This window comes from Sorangium sp. So ce693 (assembly GCF_051521375.1).
GTDB lineage: Bacteria > Myxococcota_A > Polyangia > Polyangiales > Polyangiaceae > Sorangium > Sorangium atrum.
The window spans coordinates 2,472,756-2,491,693 of sequence record NZ_CP150347.1 but is presented as its reverse complement, the minus strand read 5'-3'; the positions used below and the strand labels follow the sequence as shown (position 1 = coordinate 2,491,693).

The following is an 18,938-nucleotide window of genomic DNA, read 5'->3' as shown; positions in this document are numbered from 1 at the left end:
CGACGAGGCCCACGCGGCGGAAACCAGGACCCGCTACTCCCGGAAGACGGTCACCGTCGTCGGGGTCGTATGGCCACCGCCAACGCAGTTCGGGAAGCTGCCGTCCGACGTCGGAGCGCCGCAGATGTCGTCGCAGTCGCCGAGGACGTCGACGATGCAGCCCTGCGTGTCGACGCCCGTCCCGCCGCACACGCGGCCGATGAGCGTCGAGCCGGGCGACTTGCACGCGAACCGGCGCTGCTCCGGCGCGAAGAGGTCGCCGAAATAGGCCGCCTCTCGGTTCGGAAAGGCCTCTCGCTCCGCTTGATCCGAGTCGAGGGCCTTGTGCTTGCCACGCATCGAGATAGGCACGCTCTCGCCGAGGTGGTTGATCCTGGCCAGCATGCAGGCCGAGACCCAGCCTTGACAGTGAGCGTTGCACTTCCCGTGTTCTCGGCCCCACTCGAGCGCGAGGCCGATACTCCCTCCGAAGGTATACGTCTCGCCGTCCAGAGAGACCTGCACGGATTGCCCCTCCGGGAGCGCGCAGCCCGCCACGTACGTCAAGAACTCGCGAGCCAGAGGATCCCGCAGCGCGCTCATGACATCGCTGCTGCTCGCGAGCCCGTCGCTCGTCAGCGGGTTTCCCGTCAGCGCTTCCGTGGCGAGCGTGTCTGTCGCGAACGCACTCTCCACGAGCGCTGTCTTCGTGAACGCGTTCCGCGTCACCACCTCCTGCTCCGCCGTGCCCCCGTCTCCCTCCAGGGGGTCCGCCTCGCCGACACAGGCCAGCAGATGGTTGGCGCTCAGGCCCAGGAACAAGATTGCGAGTCTGAAACGGTACTGCATAGCCCCCTCCACACAAATGAAACACGCATCAGGAATTTCCTCAACGACTTTTCCGGAGGAACCCTAAAATTCCGCACCTGCGGCGACGTCGTGAGAACGGCGAGGAAACGGCCGTTCAGGCGCGCTCGTGGGCGGCGCGCGGCTCCTGGAAGAGCTGCGAGCAGGAGATCCCACGTGCGGCGAAGCGCGAGCTCATGGAGCGTCTCGGTCGCCGAGCCATTGCGCCGCGAGCGCGAGCGTCTCGCCGTTGTCGAGCGCAGACAGAAACTGATCCCGGTAGCGAGGATTCGAGATCTGCCCGGCACGGGACATCACGCTGTGGCGCGCCTGCGCGATCGCGGCGAGCGCCTCGGCCTGCCGGCCGCTCGCGAAGAGCGCCTCGGCCCGCACGAGCCGGATCAGCGATTCGCCCTCCTCGACCGCGCCGAGCGACTCCAGGAGGGAGAGCGCGTCGCCAGAGAGCGCGAGCGCCTCCTCGGGACAGCCCTTCCGGAGCAGGACGCGCGCGGAGAGGGCCCACGCCGCCGCGCGCAGCGGCGGCGCGTTCTGCAGGAGCTCCGCGGCCGCGCGGGCCTCGGCCTCGGCTGCGCCAAGGTCGCCGGCGAGCAGCGCCGCCTTCCCGAGGTACGCGCGGGCGATCCCCTCGGCCCTCGGATCGCCCAGCCGCTGGAACGTCGCGATCGCCTCCTCCTCGACCCGCCGGGCCTCGTCGAGGTTGCCGCGGGCGATCATCACGTTGCCCAGGTTGCTGCGGGCGAACGCGGCCAGATCCGTGAGCTCCATCTGCTCCGCCGCGCGGAGCGCTGCGCGCAGCGCGGCCTCGGCCCCCTCGTAGTCCCCGAGCTCCATGGTGATGGCGCCCAGGTTCACCCGCAGCGAGCACGCGTTGCGGCGATCGCCGCTCCGCTCGAACACCGCGAGCGCCGCCTCGATGCCGTCGAGGCAGGCGCCGAGATCGCCGGAGGTCATGGTGCGGATGGCGCGCGCCTCGTAGAGCCTGGCGAGCACCTCGACGTCGAGCGGCCGCTCCTCCTCCCCGCTGCGCTCGAGGGCCTCGATGATCCCGTCCGCCACAGCGTAGCGGCCGCCGAAGGCGAGCCAGTTGGCCCCCTCGACGAGGCAGACGTCCCTCCCGGTCAGCGCGCCCTCGCGGGGCGACGCGCCCCGCGCCGTCGCCACCCAGGACTCCACGCGATCGAAGGCCCCCTGCTTGCCAGCGGCCATGACCACCCAGGTCACGGCGGAGTACCAGGACGGCGAGCCCGGCTCGAACAGCGCGACGGCCTCGAGCGCGCGCTGCTCGGCCACGGCGAAATCGCCACGCCACACGCGGGCCTCCGCGTCGACGAGGAGCAGCCCGCCCGCCTCTGCCCCGGTCGCGCCGCACGCGAGGCCGCGCTCGGCGTGGCGAATCGCGGCGAGGAGATCGTTGCCGCGCAGCGCCTGCTCCGCCGCGCGCCGGTACCATGCCGCCGCGCGCCCCGGCTCGGCGCCGCGCTCGAAGTGCTCCGCGAGCTCCGCCGCGTCGCCCTTCCCCTCCCCTTCGAGCCACTCGGCCACCAGCCGGTGGCCGAGCCGCCGGTCGTACTCCGTGAGCGCCCCGTACGCCGCCTCCCGCACGAGGCCGTGCCGGAAGCTGTACTCGGGATCGTCCGCGCGCGCCTCGATCGGAGGGCCGGGATCGAGCGTCGCGGCCCGGCGCGCCGGCGAGGCGTCGCGCTCGGGCCCCCCGCGCGCGGACGGCGTGGAGGAGAAGCCCTCGCCGTGCGCGCCGCCCCGGCCAGGCTGCCGCCTCTGGACGATCACCTCGCGCTCGACGAGCTCGGCGAGCCAGTCTGCCACCTCGGCGTCGGCGCCGCCGAGCAGCGCGGCGACGCCGGCGGGCCGGAAGCTCTGGCCGAAGACGCTCGCCGCCCGGAGGACGCGCCGCGCCTCGGGAGCGAGCGCCTCGAGCCGCGCCTGCACCATCGCCAGCACCGTCTCCGGCAGCGCGGCCCCTCGCCCCTCGGCGGCAGCACGGATCTGCTCTTCCAGGAAGAAGGCGTTGCCGTCGGCCCGCTCGACCAGCGTGCCGATCATCTCGTCGGTGACGGCGCCGCCGAGCGCCTGGCGCGCGAGCCGCTCGCTGGCGCGGCGCGAGAGCCCCGCGAGCTCGATCTCCTGCAGGCCGCGGCCGGCCCACAGCTTCGGGAACATCTCGCGCACCTCGGGCCTGCCGAGCGCCAGCACCATGAACGGCGCGTCGCGCAGGTTGCGGAGGGCGCTGTTGATCATGCCCACCGTGGGCAGGTCGCCCCAGTGCATGTCCTCGAGGACGAGCAGCACCGGCTGCGCCGCGCACTCGGCGCGCAGGAACTCCTCCCACGCGAGGTGCAGCTGATCGCCCATCAGCACGGAGCTCCGCCGCGCCGCCCGGAGCGCCTCGCTGGCCTCGTCCGGGAAGGGCGTCCCCACGAGCTCGCCAAGGAAGGGCGCGACGTGGGCGACGCGCTCGCCGTGGCGACCGACGCGCTCGCGGATCTTGCGATGCACCGCCGCGGCCGGCGCGCCGTCGGCGACGCCGAGCGCGCGGCGGAGCACCTGCGCCAGGAGGCCGAAGGCGGAGCCGGCGCTCATGGGATCGCCGCGCGCGATCCAGACCGCCATCGGCTCGTCCCGCGCCCGGAGGCGCCGGAGCAGCTCGACGCGCAAGCGCGACTTGCCCATGCCGGCGGGGGCCGTCACCAGCACCGCGGACGGGGTCTGCTCCTCGATGCACTGGACGAAGGTCGCCTCCAGGAGCGACAGCTCGCGGTCGCGGCCCACGCACGGCGTCGGCTTGCCCAGGAGGCGCGGCACCGCCTCGAGGTCGTCGCACTCGCCGCGCAGGAGGTGGCCTGCGTGATCCGACCCGAGATCGAACCGCGCGCCGAGCAGGCTGGCCGTGACCTCGTCGATGCGGACGACGCCGAGCCGCGCCTCGTCGCCGGCGAGCAGCGCGGCGGCCTGGTCGATGAGCTTGCCGATCGGAGAGCGGGCGGTGATCTCGGCGCGCCCCGAGACGAGCGCGACGGGCGCGCCGCCGAGCAGCACCTGCATCGCGAGCGCGCACCGCGCCCCCCGGGCGGCGAGGTCGGTCGGCGCGACGAGGCCCGACAGCACGACGACAGGAGAGCGCGCCTCGATGATCTCGAGGCGGCCCTGGTGGCGCTCGGCCAGGGCGCTGAGCGCGCGCACCCGGAGCGCGTCCTCGCCCTCGGACCGGGTGGCGTCGCTGTCGAGCGCGCCGTCGCGGGCGACGAGGAGGCAGATCATCCGGCGCTCGCCGGTCGTCAGCTCGGGCGTGGGGCCGCCGATGGACAGGGGGACGCGCCGCGAGCCAGGCGCGAGATCGCCGAGCGCCCCGAGCTCGGCGGCCACGGCCGCGCCGTCGCGGGGGCGGTCGCGCGGGGCCTTGGCGAGCATGCGCGTCACGAGGTCGTCGAGCGCGGCCGGGACCTCGCCGCGGAGCTCCCGGAGCCGGGGTGGATCCTCGAGGAGGACCTTCACGAGCACCGAGAGGCCGTCGTTGCCGACGAACGGGGGCCGGCCGGTGAGGCAGCGGTAGAGGATGCAGCCGAGGGCGAAGACGTCGGCGCGGGCATCGATGGCGACCTCGCCGCGCGCCTGCTCGGGGGCCATGTAGCCGGGGGTGCCGAGCATCACGCCGGGCATGGTGAGCTCCTGGCCGGCGTCCGCGACGCGCACGACGCCGAAGTCGAGCAGGGTGACCTCGTCGACGGAGCCGCCGACGAGCAGGAGGTTGCTCGGCTTGAGGTCGCGGTGGACGACGCCGAGCCGGTGGAGGGCGCCGAGCGTGGAGGCGACGCGCACGCCGAGCGAGAGGCTCTCGGGGACGGTGAGCGGCTCGCGGAGCAAGCGCTCGGCGAGGGTCTCGCCCGAGAGCCACTGCATCGCGAGGTAGAGATCGCCGCCCTCGGTCGTGCCGTGGGCGACGTACCCGACGACCCCGGGGTGACGGAGCGCTGCGAGCGCGTGGGCCTCCCGGCGGAAGCGGTGCGACTCCTGCGGGCCCGTGCGCTGGAGGAGCTTCAGCGCGACCGGCTCGCCCGTGAGCCGATCGCGGGCGCGGAAGATCTGCGCCATGCCGCCGGAGGTCGCGTGACCTTCGATCTCGAAGCGGTCGGCGACGATGTCACCAGCGCGCATCAGCGGTACCCCCGAGACGACCCAGAGAGCCGCAGCGCTCGCCTGTGGGGTGCTTCGGACGAGCCCATCGCAGTGACCGAGGATATCCAGAACGGCGGCGCTCCCCGTCAGCAAATTGTGCTGTAAGCAAGGCAACCTCAGGGACCGCAGCGCGATGAGCGCGCGGCGAGGGCGGATCCAAAGTTGTGCGCCTCACCACAACGAACAACGATGTGCCCGACGTCTGCCCGAGTCGATCAGCCCTGCGAGGGTCCGTCCTTGGCGCGGGAGAGGACCTCGTCGACCTGCCGCACCCAGGCTTGCTTTCCGTCGAAGACCGCGACCAGCTCATGCACGGGGGCGGCGCCGGCGGCGACCAGCTCCACCGCGTAGCGTCGGTCGCGGACTTGCCGCGCCGCGGCCAGGAGCGCCTGCTCCGGGGTCTCGCCTCGCTGTGGCACATTGAGCTCCAGCACGACGCCTGGACGGCCCGGCGCGCGCGGCCGCACGAGCAGGTCCGCGCGGCCGAGGCCGGACTCGCGGTTCGAGCGAACGTCGTAATCCCCCTCGAGCTGCACCAGGAGGCCCAGAATGAAGCCGTGATAGAGCTTCTCCGGCTCCCGGCCGGCCGGGTCCTGATAGGACATCACCGTGACGAGCAGCCGCTCGATCAGCGCCTCCAGCGACGGGGCGTCGCCGTCGAGCAGCGCGCGGATCAGCGCCTCGGCGTGCCTCCGCTCCGGGAGCCCGCGCCGGAGCCAGGAGCGGAAGAGTTCGCGGTACGCGACGCGGACCTCGAGGTTGGGAATGGCGAGCGAGGCGGTGACCTCGCCGAGCTCCTCCCGCACCGCCGTGGCGGTGAGATAGCCGGAGAAGAGGAGGAAGCCCCACAGCGCCTCCGGCTGCTGGTCCAGATCGCGCAAGACGATGTTCTCGTCGATGCGCGCCTCGACGGGCTCGCCGCGCAGCAGCGCCTCGGTCTCGCTCGAGAGCCCGAGCCCCCGCCGGGCGATGAGATGCTGGAGGAGCTCTGTCGAGGCCGTGTTGACCCAGTACGGCCGGAGAGCGCCGCTGGCCACACAGTTGAGGATCGACCAGGGATTGTAGATGACCTCGCCGCCGAAGCGGTATCCGTTGTACCACGCGCGTACCTCCTCGAGGCGCGGCAGCGTGGGATCCGGGAGCGGCGCCGGCTGCGCTGCGGAGACGCCGTCGGGCCGCGCTTGCTCCAGGACGCTGGCGACCTCGGCCTCGGTGAAGCCGAAGGAGGTCGCGTAGCGGCGGTCGCTCAGGATCGACGACACGATGACGTTGTTCAGGCCGGAGAAGAGGTTCTCCGGGGCGACCCGCAGCACCCCCGTGAGCGCCCCCTTGAAGAGAGAGGGGTTGTCCTTGAGGGCGGCAGAGAAGAAGTTCCGGAAGAACAGCGTCACCTCGTCGAAGAAGCCGTTCAGGTAACCGGACTGGATGGGGGTGTCGTACTCGTCGATCAGGATGGCCACCTTCTGGCCGTGGTGGCGCGCGAGGTAATCGGAGAGCTCTCTCAGTGAGCCACGGCAGTCTTCCTCGGAGATCTCTCCGAGGAGCATGTGCTCGTAGTGTCGCCGCTCATCGGGGCGGAGCGCGTCGCTCTTCAGCAGGTGTTGATGCTGGCTGTAGAGGCGCTGCACCTCGGTACGGATCGCGTCCAGCGTGGTCTCGTAGGAGAGGGTCTTGATGTCCTTGAACGTCAGAAAGAGGACGGGGTACCGCTGGAAATGCTCGCGGGCCGCCGGGTCGTTCCAGACGGCGAGATCCTGGAACAGCGGGGAGAGGTCCTCGTCGCGCTTCCCGAGGAAATACGCGAGGGTAGAGAGGTTCAGTGTCTTTCCGAAGCGGCGCGGCCGCGGGAACAGGACGACCTGCGCAGGATCGGCGAGGAGCTGTCCCAGGAAGGGGGTCTTGTCGACATAACCCGCGCCCGCGCGGCGGAGCTCGCGAAAATCGGACTGGCCGAGGGCGGGGACGAAGGGCATGGCGACTCGCGGCGCGCAGGGGGCTGTCGCTCGACGTGATCGTGTCGGCGCTACCAGGGCGCGCGGGGACTGTCCCCGGCCGCCCCCGGCGCGTCAAGCGCGCGGCCGGAATTGGAAAGACGTCTGCTGAGCTCAGCGGCCTCGCATGTCCCGCATCCGCGCCGCCCCGATCCCGCCCGTTCCCGGCGCCGCCGCTGCTCCGCGTGGCCCGCCGCGCACGGTCGATCTACCCTACCCAGGTGCGATCCCACGTTCTGGCCGGCTGCCTCGCGGTCCTGATCCCCGCGGCCGCGACGCTCGCGATCCCGCACGCCGAGGCCGCGGATTTCGATCCGTCCGGCCGCGGCAAGCGGCCCAGGCCGACGGCCCCCAAGCCCGGCGGCGGCAAGCCCGGCGGCGGCAAGCCCGGCCCCGCCGCGCGGCCGCAGCCCGCGAAGCCGCCGCAGGCGAAGCCGGAGCCGGCCGAGGCCGGCGACGGGAAGCGGGGCGGCCCGTCGAGCGACGCGCTGATCGCGCGCTACACGGCCATCGTCATGAGCCAGCCGAGCGCGCCCTTCCCGCTCCAGCGCCTCGCCCAGCTCTACCGCGAGCGCGACGGGAACCTGAAGAAGCTCGTCGAGGAGTTCGAGCGCCGCGCCGCGCAGCCCGGGGCCGACGCCTGGGCCTCCAAGGTCGTGCTCGCCGGCGTCTACAAGCAGGATGGGCGCTACGACGACGCCATCAAGACGTACGAGGCCGCCATCGCGGACCGGCCCGGAGACCCGGCGGCCATGATGGCGCTCGCCCAGCTCGAGGCGGATCGCGGCGACAAGGCCCGCGCGCGCGCGCACTACGAGAAGGCGCTGCCGCTGCTCAAGGTCCCCGCGGACGTCGAGCAGACCCGGCGCACGCTGCTCGCGCTCTGCCTCGACCTCTCCGACTTCGACGCGGCCAAGGCGCAGCACGACGCGCTCGTGAAGAACGCGCAGGGCTCGCTCTTCGTGAAGGCCGAGCTCGGGCGCGAGCTCTCCGCGCGCGGGCACCACGCGCGCGCCGAGGCCGAGTTCCGCGAGCTCGTGAAGGCCGCTGCCGGCGACAACCGGGCGCTCGCGCCGGCGCTGCGCGATCTCGGGCAGTCGCTCGCCAGGCAGAAGAAGATGGACGAGGCGCTCACCGTGCTGAAGCGGGCGCTCGCCATCGCCGGCAGCGCCGCCGGGGTGCGGGCCGAGATCCTGCTCATCATGACCGACGCGTTCCGCGCCGAGGGCAAGCTCGCGGAGCTCATCGCGATCCTCGAGGCCGAGAAGGGGCAGGACTTCCAGCGGCTCGCGACCCTGGGCGCCCTGTACGAGGAGACCGGCGACGTCGACAAGGCGATCGGGATCTACAGGAAGGCCCTCGCGCTCGACGGCAAGCACATCGACACGCGGCTCCGGCTCGTCCACCTGCTCCAGACCGCCGGCGAGCTCGACGCCGCGATCCGCGAGTACGAGCTCCTGATCAAGGCGGCCCCGGGCAACGCGGACTTCGTCTTCGAGCTGTGCGAGACGCTCATCCAGCGGGGCGACCGGCCCAAGGCGCTCGCGCTGCTCACCCAGCTCGAGGGACGCGTCGCGGACGAGGCCGAGACGCTCGCGGCCGTCGCCGATTTCTACGAGCGGGTGGAGGAGAAGGACCGGGCCCTCAAGGTGCTCCAGCGGCTCGCCGGGGCCGCGGGCGGCGATCCGAGCCACCTCGTCGACCTGGGCGACCGGTACTTCCAGGCGGGCGACAAGAAGAAGGCGCTGGAGACGTGGGCGCGCATCAAGCAGGTCGTGCCGAGCCGTGCGCGCGCCGCGGCCACGCTCGGCGAGGTGTACCTCGACCACGACATGGTGGCGGAGGCGCTCGCCGCGCTCCGGGAGGCCGCGCAGCTCGAGCCCGCGAACAGCCGCTACAAGAAGGCGCTCGCGATCGCGCTGGAGCGCACCGCGAGCGCGCTCGGCAACGCGGGGCCGCGCTACACGGAGGCGCGCGAGCTCTGGGAGCAGCTGCTCGCCGGGGCGGGCACCGACAAGCTGCTCGCGCGCGAGGCGCGCACCCACATCGTCAGCCTCTGGTCGCTCACCCACGAGCTGCCGAGCCGCGTCGCGCCGCTCGGCGCGCGCTTCAACGCGACCCCGCCCGACCTGGAGGCGGGGCGGCTGCTCGCGGAGGTGCAGCGCAAGCTGCACCGGCTGCCCGACGCCGAGGCCACGCTCCGGAGGCTGGTCCAGGCGGCGCCGGGCGACGAGGACTCGCTCCTCGCGCTGGAGCGCGTGCTCGTGCTCCAGCAGAACCTCCTCGGCGCGATCGACGTGCTGGGCAAGCTCGTCGAGGTGAACCCGAAGCGGGCCCGCGAGTTCTACCAGCGCATGGCGCAGTACGCCGCGGAGCTGTACCGCGACGACGACGCGATCCGGTACGCCGCGCGGGCCGTCGAGCTGTCGCCCGAGGACGCGAGCGGCCACCAGAAGCTCGGCGACATGTACCGCCGGCGGCAGGATTTCCCGCGCGCGATCGCCGAGTACCGGCAGGCGCTCGCGAAGAACGACCGGCTGTTCCCCGTGTACTTCGACCTCGCCGAGCTGCTGCTCACGGCGGGGCAGGCCGAGGAGGCCGACCGGCTCTTCCGCCGGGTGGTGCGGGCGTCGAACGACGAGGAGCTCGTCGCGCGCGCGGCGCGGATGTCGATGCAGGTGAACCTCGGCCGGGGCTCGCTCGAGGTGCTCGAGCGCGAGCTCCTGCCGGTCGCGGTCGGCAACCCGCAGAAGCCGCTCTACCGGCGGCTGCTCGTGGAGCTCTACGGCGCGATGACCTTCCCGCTGATGCAGAAGGTCCGCGGCGAGGGTCGCGCGGGGGGCGCGGCGGCGCGCGCGGAGCTCGCGAAGATCGGCGCCCGCGCCGTGAAGCCGCTGCTCGACGCGCTCGCGGACGAGAAGGAGTCGCAGCAGAAGGTCGCGATCGAGGTGCTGGCCTACGTCGAGAACAAGGGCGCCGGGCCGGCGCTCTACAACTTCGCGATCGGCCAGGCGGACAAGGGCCTGCGCGCCCGCGCGATGATCGCGTGCGGCGCGCTGCGCGACCCGGCCATGCTGGAGCGCTACGAGCAGATGCTCGCGCCGCGCGACGCGGCCGCGAGCGTGCTGCCGAACGACGCGGTCGCGGTCGCCGCGACCTGGGGCGTGGCGCGGCTCGCGGCGGGCGGCGGGCGGCCGGCGGCGAAGGCGGAGGCGCTGCTCGCGCGGCTCCTGTCGTCGCCGGCGCCGGAGGTGCGGGCGCTCGCGGCGCTCGGCCTCGGGCTGACGCACGACCGGAAGCACGCGGCGGCGCTGTCCGCGGTCGCGAGGGCGCCCGAGGCCGGCTCCATGCCGCGCGCGGCCGCGGTCCGCGCGCTGGGCGAGCTCGGGGGCGGCGGCGAGGGGCCCGCGCTGTTCATGTCGCTCGCCGACTCGAGCGAGCCGGAGCTGCGCCGCGCAGCGCTGATCACGCTCGCGCGGCTCGGCGACGGCGGCGGCAGCGCGGGACACAGCGGCGGCGGCGCCGGCGAGGCCGAGGCGGTCGCCGCGAGCGGGGCCGCGCAGGCGATCGCGGCCGGCGCGTTCTCGTCCGACGAGGGGCTGCGCGCCGCCGCGGTGTCGGCGGCGGTCGCGCTCACGCGGCGCGCGTACCCGCGCACGCGCGAGCCGCTGCCGGTGCCGGACGGCGCGCTGACGGTGAAGGACGCGCTCGCGGGGCTCGACCCCGATCCGCCCGGCCCGGAGGATCGCGCGGCGGCGCTCGTGGCGCTCGGCCCGGCGCTGCAGAAGGCTGCGGTCGCCGCGGTCGCGACGTCGCCCGAGCGGGCCCTGGTCGTCGCGGACGCGATCCTGTCGCGCGGCGCGGCCGTGTCGGGCGGCGATCGCGGCGCCGGCGTGGGCGGCGCGGCGCTCGGGCTCGCGCCCTTCACGGACGGGCGCGCGGCGCTCGCCCCGGAGCCGAGGCGGCAGGTGGAGGCCGCCGTGGAGGGGATCGCCGCGGCGGTGGTGGGCGGGTTCGTGGCGCTCGTGCGGCACCCGGCGATCGAGGTGCGCACGCGCGCGGTCGAGCTGCTCGCGACCCGGCCCGAGCCGGAGGCGCAGGCCGCGGTGGTCGACGCGCTCGGCGACCCCGAGGAGAGCGTGCGGCGCGCGGCGCTCTCGGCGCTCGGCGCGGTCCGGCACGGGCCGACGATCGCGGCCGTCTCGGAGCTCCTGCGGTCCTCGTCGAGCTGGCCGCTGCGCGTGCGCGCGGCGGAGGCGCTGGGTCGGCTCGGCGCGCCGGGCGGGGGCGCGGGCGGCGGCAGGCCGAGCCAGGTCGCGGAGACGCTCGGCGAGGCGGCCCGCGCCGACGCGTATGCCCTGGTGCGCGAGGCGGCGGCCCGCGCCCTGGCCTCCGCGGACCGCGCGGCGGCGGCGCCGGTGCTCCGGCAGCTCGCGGCGAGCGATCCCGAGCCGCGCGTCCGCCAGACCGCGGCCGAGCTGATGCGGAGCGCCGCGCCTTGAGCCGCGCCGCTCCGCCCGGGCCGCGGCGCCTCGCGCTGCGGCTCGCGCTGCTCGCCCTCGCCGGCGCGATGAGCGCCGGCGGGGCGGCCGGCTGCGACGACCTGAGCCGGTTCTCGACGGCCGACGGGGAGGCGTACTGCGGCGCGATCACGCTGGGAGGCGCGTTCCGCGCCGGCCTGAGCCCGCGGGTGCAGATGCGGCTCACGCTCGACGCGGACGCGCTCGACGGGCCGGAGCCGCCGGGCGCGCTGTGGACCTACGAGGCGCCCGACGGGGCCACGGCCGAGCGGCGCCTCCTCGACGGCGCGCCGCTGCGGCCGATCGGCGCGCTCTCCCACGATCCGCTGTCGCGGCTGGAGTTCGGGGAGGGCCGGGAGCGCAACGCGATCTACGCGGTCGACGCGGCGGAGCCAGAGGCGGAGCCGCTGCTCGCGGTGCTATCGCTCCGCACGGACGAGTCGGTCGAGGTGCGCCTGCTCCGGCCGGGCCGGGCGCCGCTCGCGTCGAGCGAGGCAGAGGCGGCGGGGCAGCGGCAGGTGTTTGGCAATTTCAGGCTGACGCGGCGGGCAGGAACATGCGGGTTCTAGGGATCGAGACATCGTGTGATGAGACGGCGGCGGCGGTGGTCACCGAGGGAGGCGACGTCCTCTCCGACGTCGTGCGCAGCCAGGTGGCGCTGCACGCGCCTTACGGGGGCGTCGTGCCGGAGATCGCGGCGCGCGATCACGCGCGCGCGGTGGTCCCGGTGGTGCGCGAGGCGCTCTCGCGCGCGGGCGTCTCGGCGGCGGATCTCGACGGCGTGGCGGTGACGTCGCGGCCGGGGCTCGCCGGGGCGCTGCTCGTCGGCCTGCAGGCCGCGAAGGGGCTCGCGTGGGCCGCGGGCAAGCCGCTCGTGGGCGTCGATCACCTCGTGGGGCACCTGCTCGCGGTGTTCCTGCGGCGGGGCGGCGCGCCTCTCGGCGACGAGCATGAGCGGCCGTCGTTCCCCTACGTGGCGCTGCTCGCCTCGGGCGGGCACACGGCGATCTACCGGGTGGACGGCCCGGCGATCGGCGCGATCCGGGAGCTCGGCGCGACGCGCGACGACGCGGCGGGCGAGGCGTTCGACAAGGTGGCGAAGCTGCTCGGCCTCGGGTATCCGGGCGGGCCGGTGGTCGATCGGCTCGCGGCCGGGGGAGACGCGGCGGCCGCGGCGGACGCGGTGCCGGCGCTGATGGCGCGCAAGGAGTCGCTCGAGTTCAGCTTCTCGGGCATCAAGAGCGCGGTCGCGCGCCACGTGGCGAAGCGCGGGCGGCCGGAGGGGCAGGCGCTCCGCGACCTGTGCGCGGCGTTCCAGGGGGCGGTGGTCGACGCGCTCGTGCAGAAGACCGTGCGGGCCGCGCGGGCCGAGGGGATCGGGCGGGTGGTCCTCGCCGGTGGGGTCGCGGCGAACCAGGGGCTCCGCGCGAAGATGGCCGCGGCGTGCGAGCGTCGGGGCCTCGCGCTGTTCGTGCCGCCGTTCGCGAGCTGCACGGACAACGGGGCGATGATCGCGTATGCGGGCGCGCTGCGGCTCGCGGCCGGGGAGCGGGACACGCTGGATCTCGCGCCCGAGACGAGGACAGCGCTGCCGCGGGTGACCCGCAAGGGCGGTGGCGCGAGGTGATCGGGACAGGCCCGTAGCGGGAGCGGCGCGAGGGCGCGGAGGACGCGGGTCCTGTGTGCGTGGGGACATGACGTCCGGTGGCGGACGATGGCGGACGATGGCGGACGATGGCGGACGATGAAGTGATGGCTCGTGCTGGGGATTACCTCGGACTTGTACGCTGCGGCGAGCCGTGGTCTGATGCGTTCTCAGGATCCAGGCCGGCCCGCGCTCGTCGTTCTTCCGGCCGCGCGGGACAGGACAAGGGTGGGATAGCCCGCCCGGCGGGGCGCGAGGATTGTAAGCCATGCAGGTTGTTCTACCGATAGTGCTCGGGTTGATTGCGGTGGCGTGCGGCGCAGGCGCCGTGTTCCTGCTGATGCAGGCCACGCAGCTGAAGCGGCAGCTCCAGGACGCGAACCAGCACATCGAGGCGCTCCGGCAGGCCAAGGGCCAGCTCGATCAGATGAGGGCGCAGTACGGGCAGCTCCAGCAGGCGCTCGAGCTCGCGAGGAACGACGATCGCCAGAAGGTCGACTGGCTCGATGCCCAGCAGAAGGAGATCGACTGGTACAAGAGCGAGCTCGAGAGCCGGCCGAAGATCACGCAGAAGCGGTACAAGATCCTGACGCTCGGCATCAAGTGGACCGGCAAGACGTCGCTCACGCTCAAGTGGGCGAATCCCCTCGTGGATCTGGGCACACTGCAGGGGACGAAGATCGAGCGTTACGAGCGGACTGTCAGCCACGTCCTCACGAAAGAGGTGCTGACAGAGCACGTGTTCGAGATCGGCGACTGGGGCGGCGAGCACATCGTGGACGCGCAGCAGGAGCTCATCATGGAGGAGATCCATGGGCTCTTGATGGTCGTGGATCTGGCGGGCAAGGACGGTCAGAAGATCGAGCCGGCGAGGATCCAGGAGCAGCTCCGGGAGTTTCAGCCGCAGTCGCTGCAGTTCTTCTTCAGCCCGAAGACGCTGGCCTCGTGCAAGGCGGTCGTGCTCTTCATCAACAAGTCCGATGTTCTCTCCGGGACGCCGGCCGACGTGGAGCGGGAGGCGCGCGGCTATTACAAGTCGCTCATCGACAGCCTGGAGCGGTACAAGAACAACATCGACATTCGCGTGCTCGTCGGGTCGGCGAGCTACGGGCACAGCACACATCACCTGTTCTCGCACTTCGTGGAGAAGATCCTCCCGAAGAACGCGTATGATCCTCAGCTCCTGCAGCGGATGAAGCAGGACATCAGCGGGAGCTCGGCGTTGTCGCGGACCGCGGCGCTCCCTGCCCCGCCGGTGCCGCAGCAGGTCAGGCCCAATGTACGGTAGCGAGGGCGCTTCGGGGTATGTGATCCCGCGGTACCGCGCGCCGGCGGACGCGGCGTGGTACCACGTGCTGCACGGGAACATCCCGGGGCACCAGATCGACTTCATGTACTGCCCGGAGGTGCCGCAAGGGCCCCTCACGACGACGCAGTTCAGCCACCTCGCGCGGCTGATGAAGTACATCGAGCCTGCGACGGGGGCGACGCACGCGTTCGCGATCGGCAACCTGTCGAGGGATGACACGCAGCACGAGCCTGGCCACGGGGCGATGGGGCTCATCTTCGGGTTCCGGATCGGCGGGACAGTCGACCACGCCGGGCGGGGAAACCCGCCGTTCGCGCACGGGATCGTCGCGGTGGATCGGGACCTCGGGTATACGACGCTGCTCGAGGCAGCGGCGACGTTTTACCGGCACGTGATGAACGCGACGGAGGTCAACTCGTCGGCGGGCATGTTCTACCGCGAGTACGTGAGTGCGGTGCGGGAGGCGCCGGAGCGGGTGGCGCACGTGCTGGAGCGGTATGTCGAGGAGTTCGGCGATCTGCCGTATCTCCGGCGGAGCGGCGCGGCGTGGGACTGGGTGGCCGACGAGGGGGCGCAGCCGAAGCGGGTGGTGATCGTCCACAAGCCGGATGAGCCCTTCGGGTCGATCGCGCTCGCGGCGGCGAAGATCGCGACGGTGCTGTACCGGTCGAACATCAAGTGGACGTCGATCACGAGCGGGCGGGAGGCGGATATCCCGGGCGGGGTCTCGGTGCGGTTCGTGCGGGAGCGCGACGTCACGATGGAGGATCGGCACGGGGTGCTGATCCGGATCGAGGAGGTCGCGGAGGACGAGGCGGAGATCGCGCGGGGGATGTTCGGGGCGCGGCCGCAGGGCGAGGTGGAGGAGAAGCCGCAGTTCGGCGGCGGATGGCGCGAGCGGTTGGCGGCGCAGCAGGGCGGGACGGGGCCGCTTGGCGTGGCGGGCGCGATGCCGGGGGTGGCGCTGCAGGAGCGGCGGGCGCCGGGGTCGATGCCGCCGTCGCAGAAGGGCGTCGGGGCGGGGCCGGCGTCGCAGCAGGTCGGGCCGAAGGGGACGCTGGTCATCGATTCGGAGAAGCTGCTCGGGAGCGCGGCGCTGACGGCGGGGGGCGAGGCCGGGGGCACGGGGCCCGCGCGGATGGGACAGGCGGGCCCGGGGAACGCCGTTCCGGCGCGGGCGGCGGGCGGCGTTGCGGGGCGGGCGGCGAGCGGCGGGGCGTGGAGCGCGCCGGCGGCGGCGCCGCTGCCGAGCGTCGGCGGGGAGGAGCGCGACGAGATCCCGGTCATCGTGGAGAAGCCGGCGTCGTCGCGGACGTGGATCTGGGCCGTCGCGGGGCTCGGCTTCGTGGCCGTGGCGGGCATGGTCGCGGTGCTGGTATCGCAGGGAACGCCCGGGGGCGGGACGGCGGCGCCGGAAGCGACGGCGCCGGGCGTGGCGCTGCCTGCGGAGAGCGCGGCGGCGCCGGGGCCGAGCGCCGAGTCCGGCGCGGCGGCGACGACAGGCTCGCCCTCCACGACGGCGCGGCCGGAGGCGACGGCGAAGCCGCAGGCGGGGCAGGAGCAGCCGCAGCAGGATGAGCCCCAGCCGAAGACGCAGTCGTCGGGGCGGACAAGGAACACCAAGGTAGGTGGGGCCGCGGCGGGGCGCATTGACCCGAAGCCGAGAGCGGGTAAGGTGCCGCCGTCGCGCACCTCCGAGCCGCCTCTCCCCGAAGGGAAGCCAGAGTTCTGATGACTCCGACGATGAAGAAGCGTCCGCTGCTATGGAGTTGGAGCATGGCCGTGGCGTTGACGGCGCAGGTGGCCGGCGCGCAACAGCCGGCCACCCCGGCCGTCGCTGAGGAGACCGACGCGCTGACGGACAAGGCGCGGCAGCTCTATGAAGAGGGGAGACAGGCTGCAGCGGCAGGGAAATGGGCCGATGCGCGTGCGTCGTTCCTCGCGGCGTGGGCCATCAAGCCGCATTATCAGATCGCCTCGAACCTGGGGGTGGCCTGCGTGAAGCTGGGCAGGAACCGCGAAGCCGCGGAGTACCTGACGCGGTACCTCCGCGAGGCGCCTGCCACAAAGGTGAAGGAGCGACAGAGCGCGGAGGCGTCGCTGAAGGAGGCGCTCGCGAAGATCGCGTCCGTCACGGTGCGGGTGGCGCCGGCAGGGGCGGAGGTGACCGTCGACGGGGCGGTCGTGGGCAAGGCGCCGCTGGCGGATCCGGTGTTTCTCGATCCAGGGAAGCATGAGATCGGCGCGAAGCTCGATGGGCATGCGCCTGCCATGCGGCCGATTGCAACGGTGGCGGGGAGCACGGAGACAGTGGCCCTGCAGCTTGAGCGCACGCCGTCCGCCGAGATCGGAGGGAGCGTCGGCACGTCGATTCCTCCGAGGTCAGAGATGCCGCGCGACAAGGTGCGGACGGCGGTGCTCGTGGGCGGCGGGATCGCGGCCGGCGCGGGCGTAGCGGCGGGCGTGGTGCTCACGGTTCTGGCCAACGGGCGGGCGGGGGACGCCGAGAAGCTCAGGCAGGAATTGGTCGTGGAAGGCGACGGGTTCGCCTCGTGTCCTGACATCAGCTCGTCAAAATGCGCGAAGCTGAAGGACACCGTGTTCGCCAAGGTGGATCTCACGAACTCAGCGTTCTGGAGCTTTGTGGCGGGCGGAGCCATCGGGGTTGGAACGCTTGTTTATGGGCTCGTGACGGTGAGGCCGACCGAATCGCGTCCGGCCGTGCAAGTGGTGCCGCTCCTGGGAACGGGGGCTTCCGGGCTCCTGGTCAGCGGAACGTTCTGAGCTGGGGTACGTGGAACAGAGGAGATTCAGAATGCGTCATCGTGCCCGTCTCGCTGCTGCGCTCTTTCTGGGGATAGCAGCCATGGGCGCCGAGGCGGTCGGATGCGTGGTCCGCTATGATCCAGCCGAGGGCTGCGAAGGCCCCGCTTGCACCGCAGGCGGTGATGCAGGTGGCCAACCCGACCCGGCGAAGAACTGCGACCTCACCGACAAGAGCTTACCTCCGGACGGATCCTGTGGGGTCTTCGTGCGGTCGAGCGCGGCCGCCAGTGGGGACGGTAGCAAGGAACAGCCGTTCAAGAGCTTCACCCAGGCCGCCGCGAAGAACCCGAAGCGGGTCTATGCGTGCGGCGAGATGGGAGAGACGTATTCCGAGGCCACCGGCGTGACCTTCAACGGTGGAGTGAAGATCTACGGTGGCTTCACGGCCTGCGACGGAGCCTGGACCTGGTCACCCGACGCGCGGACGACGCTCCAGGGAGGGGCTGACGTCATTGCCCTCACGCTGAACGGCGGCAACAATCGGCTGGAAAACGTCGACGTCGTCGCCGCGGACGCCGACTCTCCGGGGAAGTCGTCGACCGCGCTGCTGACGAACGGCGGGACGATCGACATCGTCAACGTCAGGCTCGAGGCCGGCAATGCCAAGAATGGAGCGCAGGCGCGCGCCATCCCGCGCGATTCGACGCTTGACGGCATCAATGGCGATCCGGGCCTGGCGGTATGCAGCCCAGGAGCTACGCACGGTGGACCAGCGGGTCCAATCACACGGTGCGCGGGTGGGGAATCCGAAGGAGGGAACGGGGGCGATGGCGGTACCGTGACGGGTACCACCACGAGTCCCGAGCGCTCCGACGCCGGCGACGGCACGTCCGGCAAGCCGGCCACATCCGAGCCGGCCGAAGGAGCGGGCGGAATCAAGGAAACGGCTGACCAGTCGTGCACGGATGGTAAGAATGGCGCCGCGGGTGATCCCGGTAAGCCAGCCGGTCCTTCCGAAGGCCTGGGAACCGTCGATGCGAATGGCTACACCGGGGTGCTCGCACAGCAAGGTGGCACCGGCAAGCCTGGTCAAGGCGGGGGCGGCGGAGGCGGCGCCAGGGGGACCGCTGCGGCGTGTTCAGGTAGCGTCAAGGTCTTGCTGCCCGGCGCCAGCGGCGGCGCAGGGGGCAGCGGGGGCTGTGGGGGTCAAGGGGGCGACGGGGGGCATCCCGGAGGCTCCAGCATCGCATTTGTCGTTGTCGATGCGACGGTCTCTCTCGACAGAGTGAGCCTTGTTGCTGGTGATGCTGGGAATGGCGGGCCGGGAGGAGAAGGCCAGCTAGGTGGAAACGGGAGCTTAGGTGGCGCCTTTGGGGCCCGGGCGGGTGATGCCAAGGAGAGCTGCGAGGGCGGGCGCGGTGGGCCGGGCGGCAATGGCGGCCCGGGCGGCGGTGGCCATGGCGGTCACTCGCTCGGCATCGCCTTCCGCGGGAAAGGGTTGCGGGTGATCAGCCCGGGCTCATTCACCCCCGGCGATGCAGGTACGGGCGGCCCAGGGGCGGGCGCTGCTCCGAACAACGGTGCATCAGGCGCGAACGGCCTCGTCCAAGAGTGCTGGGATTTTGCTAAAAATACGCCTTGCTCGACCACCTCTCGATCAGACGATTAGA

General features: G+C 72.7%; 10 protein-coding genes. 7 read left to right on the top strand and 3 right to left on the bottom strand.

Going from position 1 to position 18,938, the window contains the following annotated elements:
- Window positions 1-33: 33 nt before the first annotated feature.
- The 3 genes from WMF14_RS09515 to WMF14_RS09505 form a co-directional block, all read right to left on the bottom strand.
- Window positions 34-801 (bottom strand): hypothetical protein, encoded by a 768-nt coding sequence (locus WMF14_RS09515; RefSeq protein ID WP_437800250.1) that lies wholly within the window; start codon window positions 799-801, stop codon window positions 34-36.
- A 219-nt stretch (window positions 802-1,020) separates the two neighbouring features.
- On the bottom strand, window positions 1,021-5,016 hold the full coding sequence (locus tag WMF14_RS09510) for a protein kinase domain-containing protein (protein ID WP_437800248.1): 3,996 nt from the start codon (window positions 5,014-5,016) through the stop codon (window positions 1,021-1,023).
- 236 nt (window positions 5,017-5,252) lie between these two features.
- Entirely contained in the window at window positions 5,253-7,010 is a 1,758-nt protein-coding gene (locus tag WMF14_RS09505; RefSeq protein ID WP_437800246.1) for an AAA family ATPase, read from the bottom strand.
- A 239-nt stretch (window positions 7,011-7,249) separates the two neighbouring features.
- Here WMF14_RS09505 and WMF14_RS09500 point away from each other — a divergent pair, with 239 nt between their 5' ends.
- The 7 genes from WMF14_RS09500 (at window position 7,250) to WMF14_RS09470 (ending at window position 18,937) form a co-directional block, all read left to right on the top strand.
- Window positions 7,250-11,530 carry a HEAT repeat domain-containing protein gene (locus WMF14_RS09500; RefSeq protein WP_437800244.1) on the top strand — a complete coding sequence of 1,427 codons (4,281 nt, stop codon included), beginning with the start codon at window positions 7,250-7,252 and terminating at the stop codon, window positions 11,528-11,530.
- Complete coding sequence (locus WMF14_RS09495) at window positions 11,527-12,117, top strand: hypothetical protein (RefSeq protein ID WP_437800242.1); 591 nt, start codon at window positions 11,527-11,529, stop codon at window positions 12,115-12,117. Before WMF14_RS09500 ends, WMF14_RS09495 begins: the two co-directional genes overlap by 4 nt.
- Window positions 12,105-13,175 (top strand): tRNA (adenosine(37)-N6)-threonylcarbamoyltransferase complex transferase subunit TsaD, encoded by a 1,071-nt coding sequence (tsaD, locus tag WMF14_RS09490; protein WP_437800240.1) that lies wholly within the window; start codon window positions 12,105-12,107, stop codon window positions 13,173-13,175. The genes WMF14_RS09495 and tsaD overlap by 13 nt, the downstream gene beginning before the upstream one ends.
- Before the next feature lie 286 nt (window positions 13,176-13,461).
- Window positions 13,462-14,481, top strand: coding sequence for a hypothetical protein (locus WMF14_RS09485; RefSeq protein WP_437800238.1), 1,020 nt, complete (start codon window positions 13,462-13,464; stop codon window positions 14,479-14,481).
- On the top strand, window positions 14,471-16,234 hold the full coding sequence (locus WMF14_RS09480) for a hypothetical protein (RefSeq protein ID WP_437800236.1): 1,764 nt from the start codon (window positions 14,471-14,473) through the stop codon (window positions 16,232-16,234). The genes WMF14_RS09485 and WMF14_RS09480 overlap by 11 nt, the downstream gene beginning before the upstream one ends.
- A 44-nt stretch (window positions 16,235-16,278) precedes the next feature.
- Window positions 16,279-17,286, top strand: a complete 1,008-nt coding sequence (locus tag WMF14_RS09475; RefSeq protein WP_437800234.1) for a PEGA domain-containing protein — start codon at window positions 16,279-16,281, stop codon at window positions 17,284-17,286.
- Window positions 17,287-17,368: 82 nt separating this feature from the next.
- Complete coding sequence (locus WMF14_RS09470) at window positions 17,369-18,937, top strand: hypothetical protein (RefSeq protein WP_437800232.1); 1,569 nt, start codon at window positions 17,369-17,371, stop codon at window positions 18,935-18,937.
- The last annotated feature ends 1 nt before the right edge of the window (window position 18,938 follow it).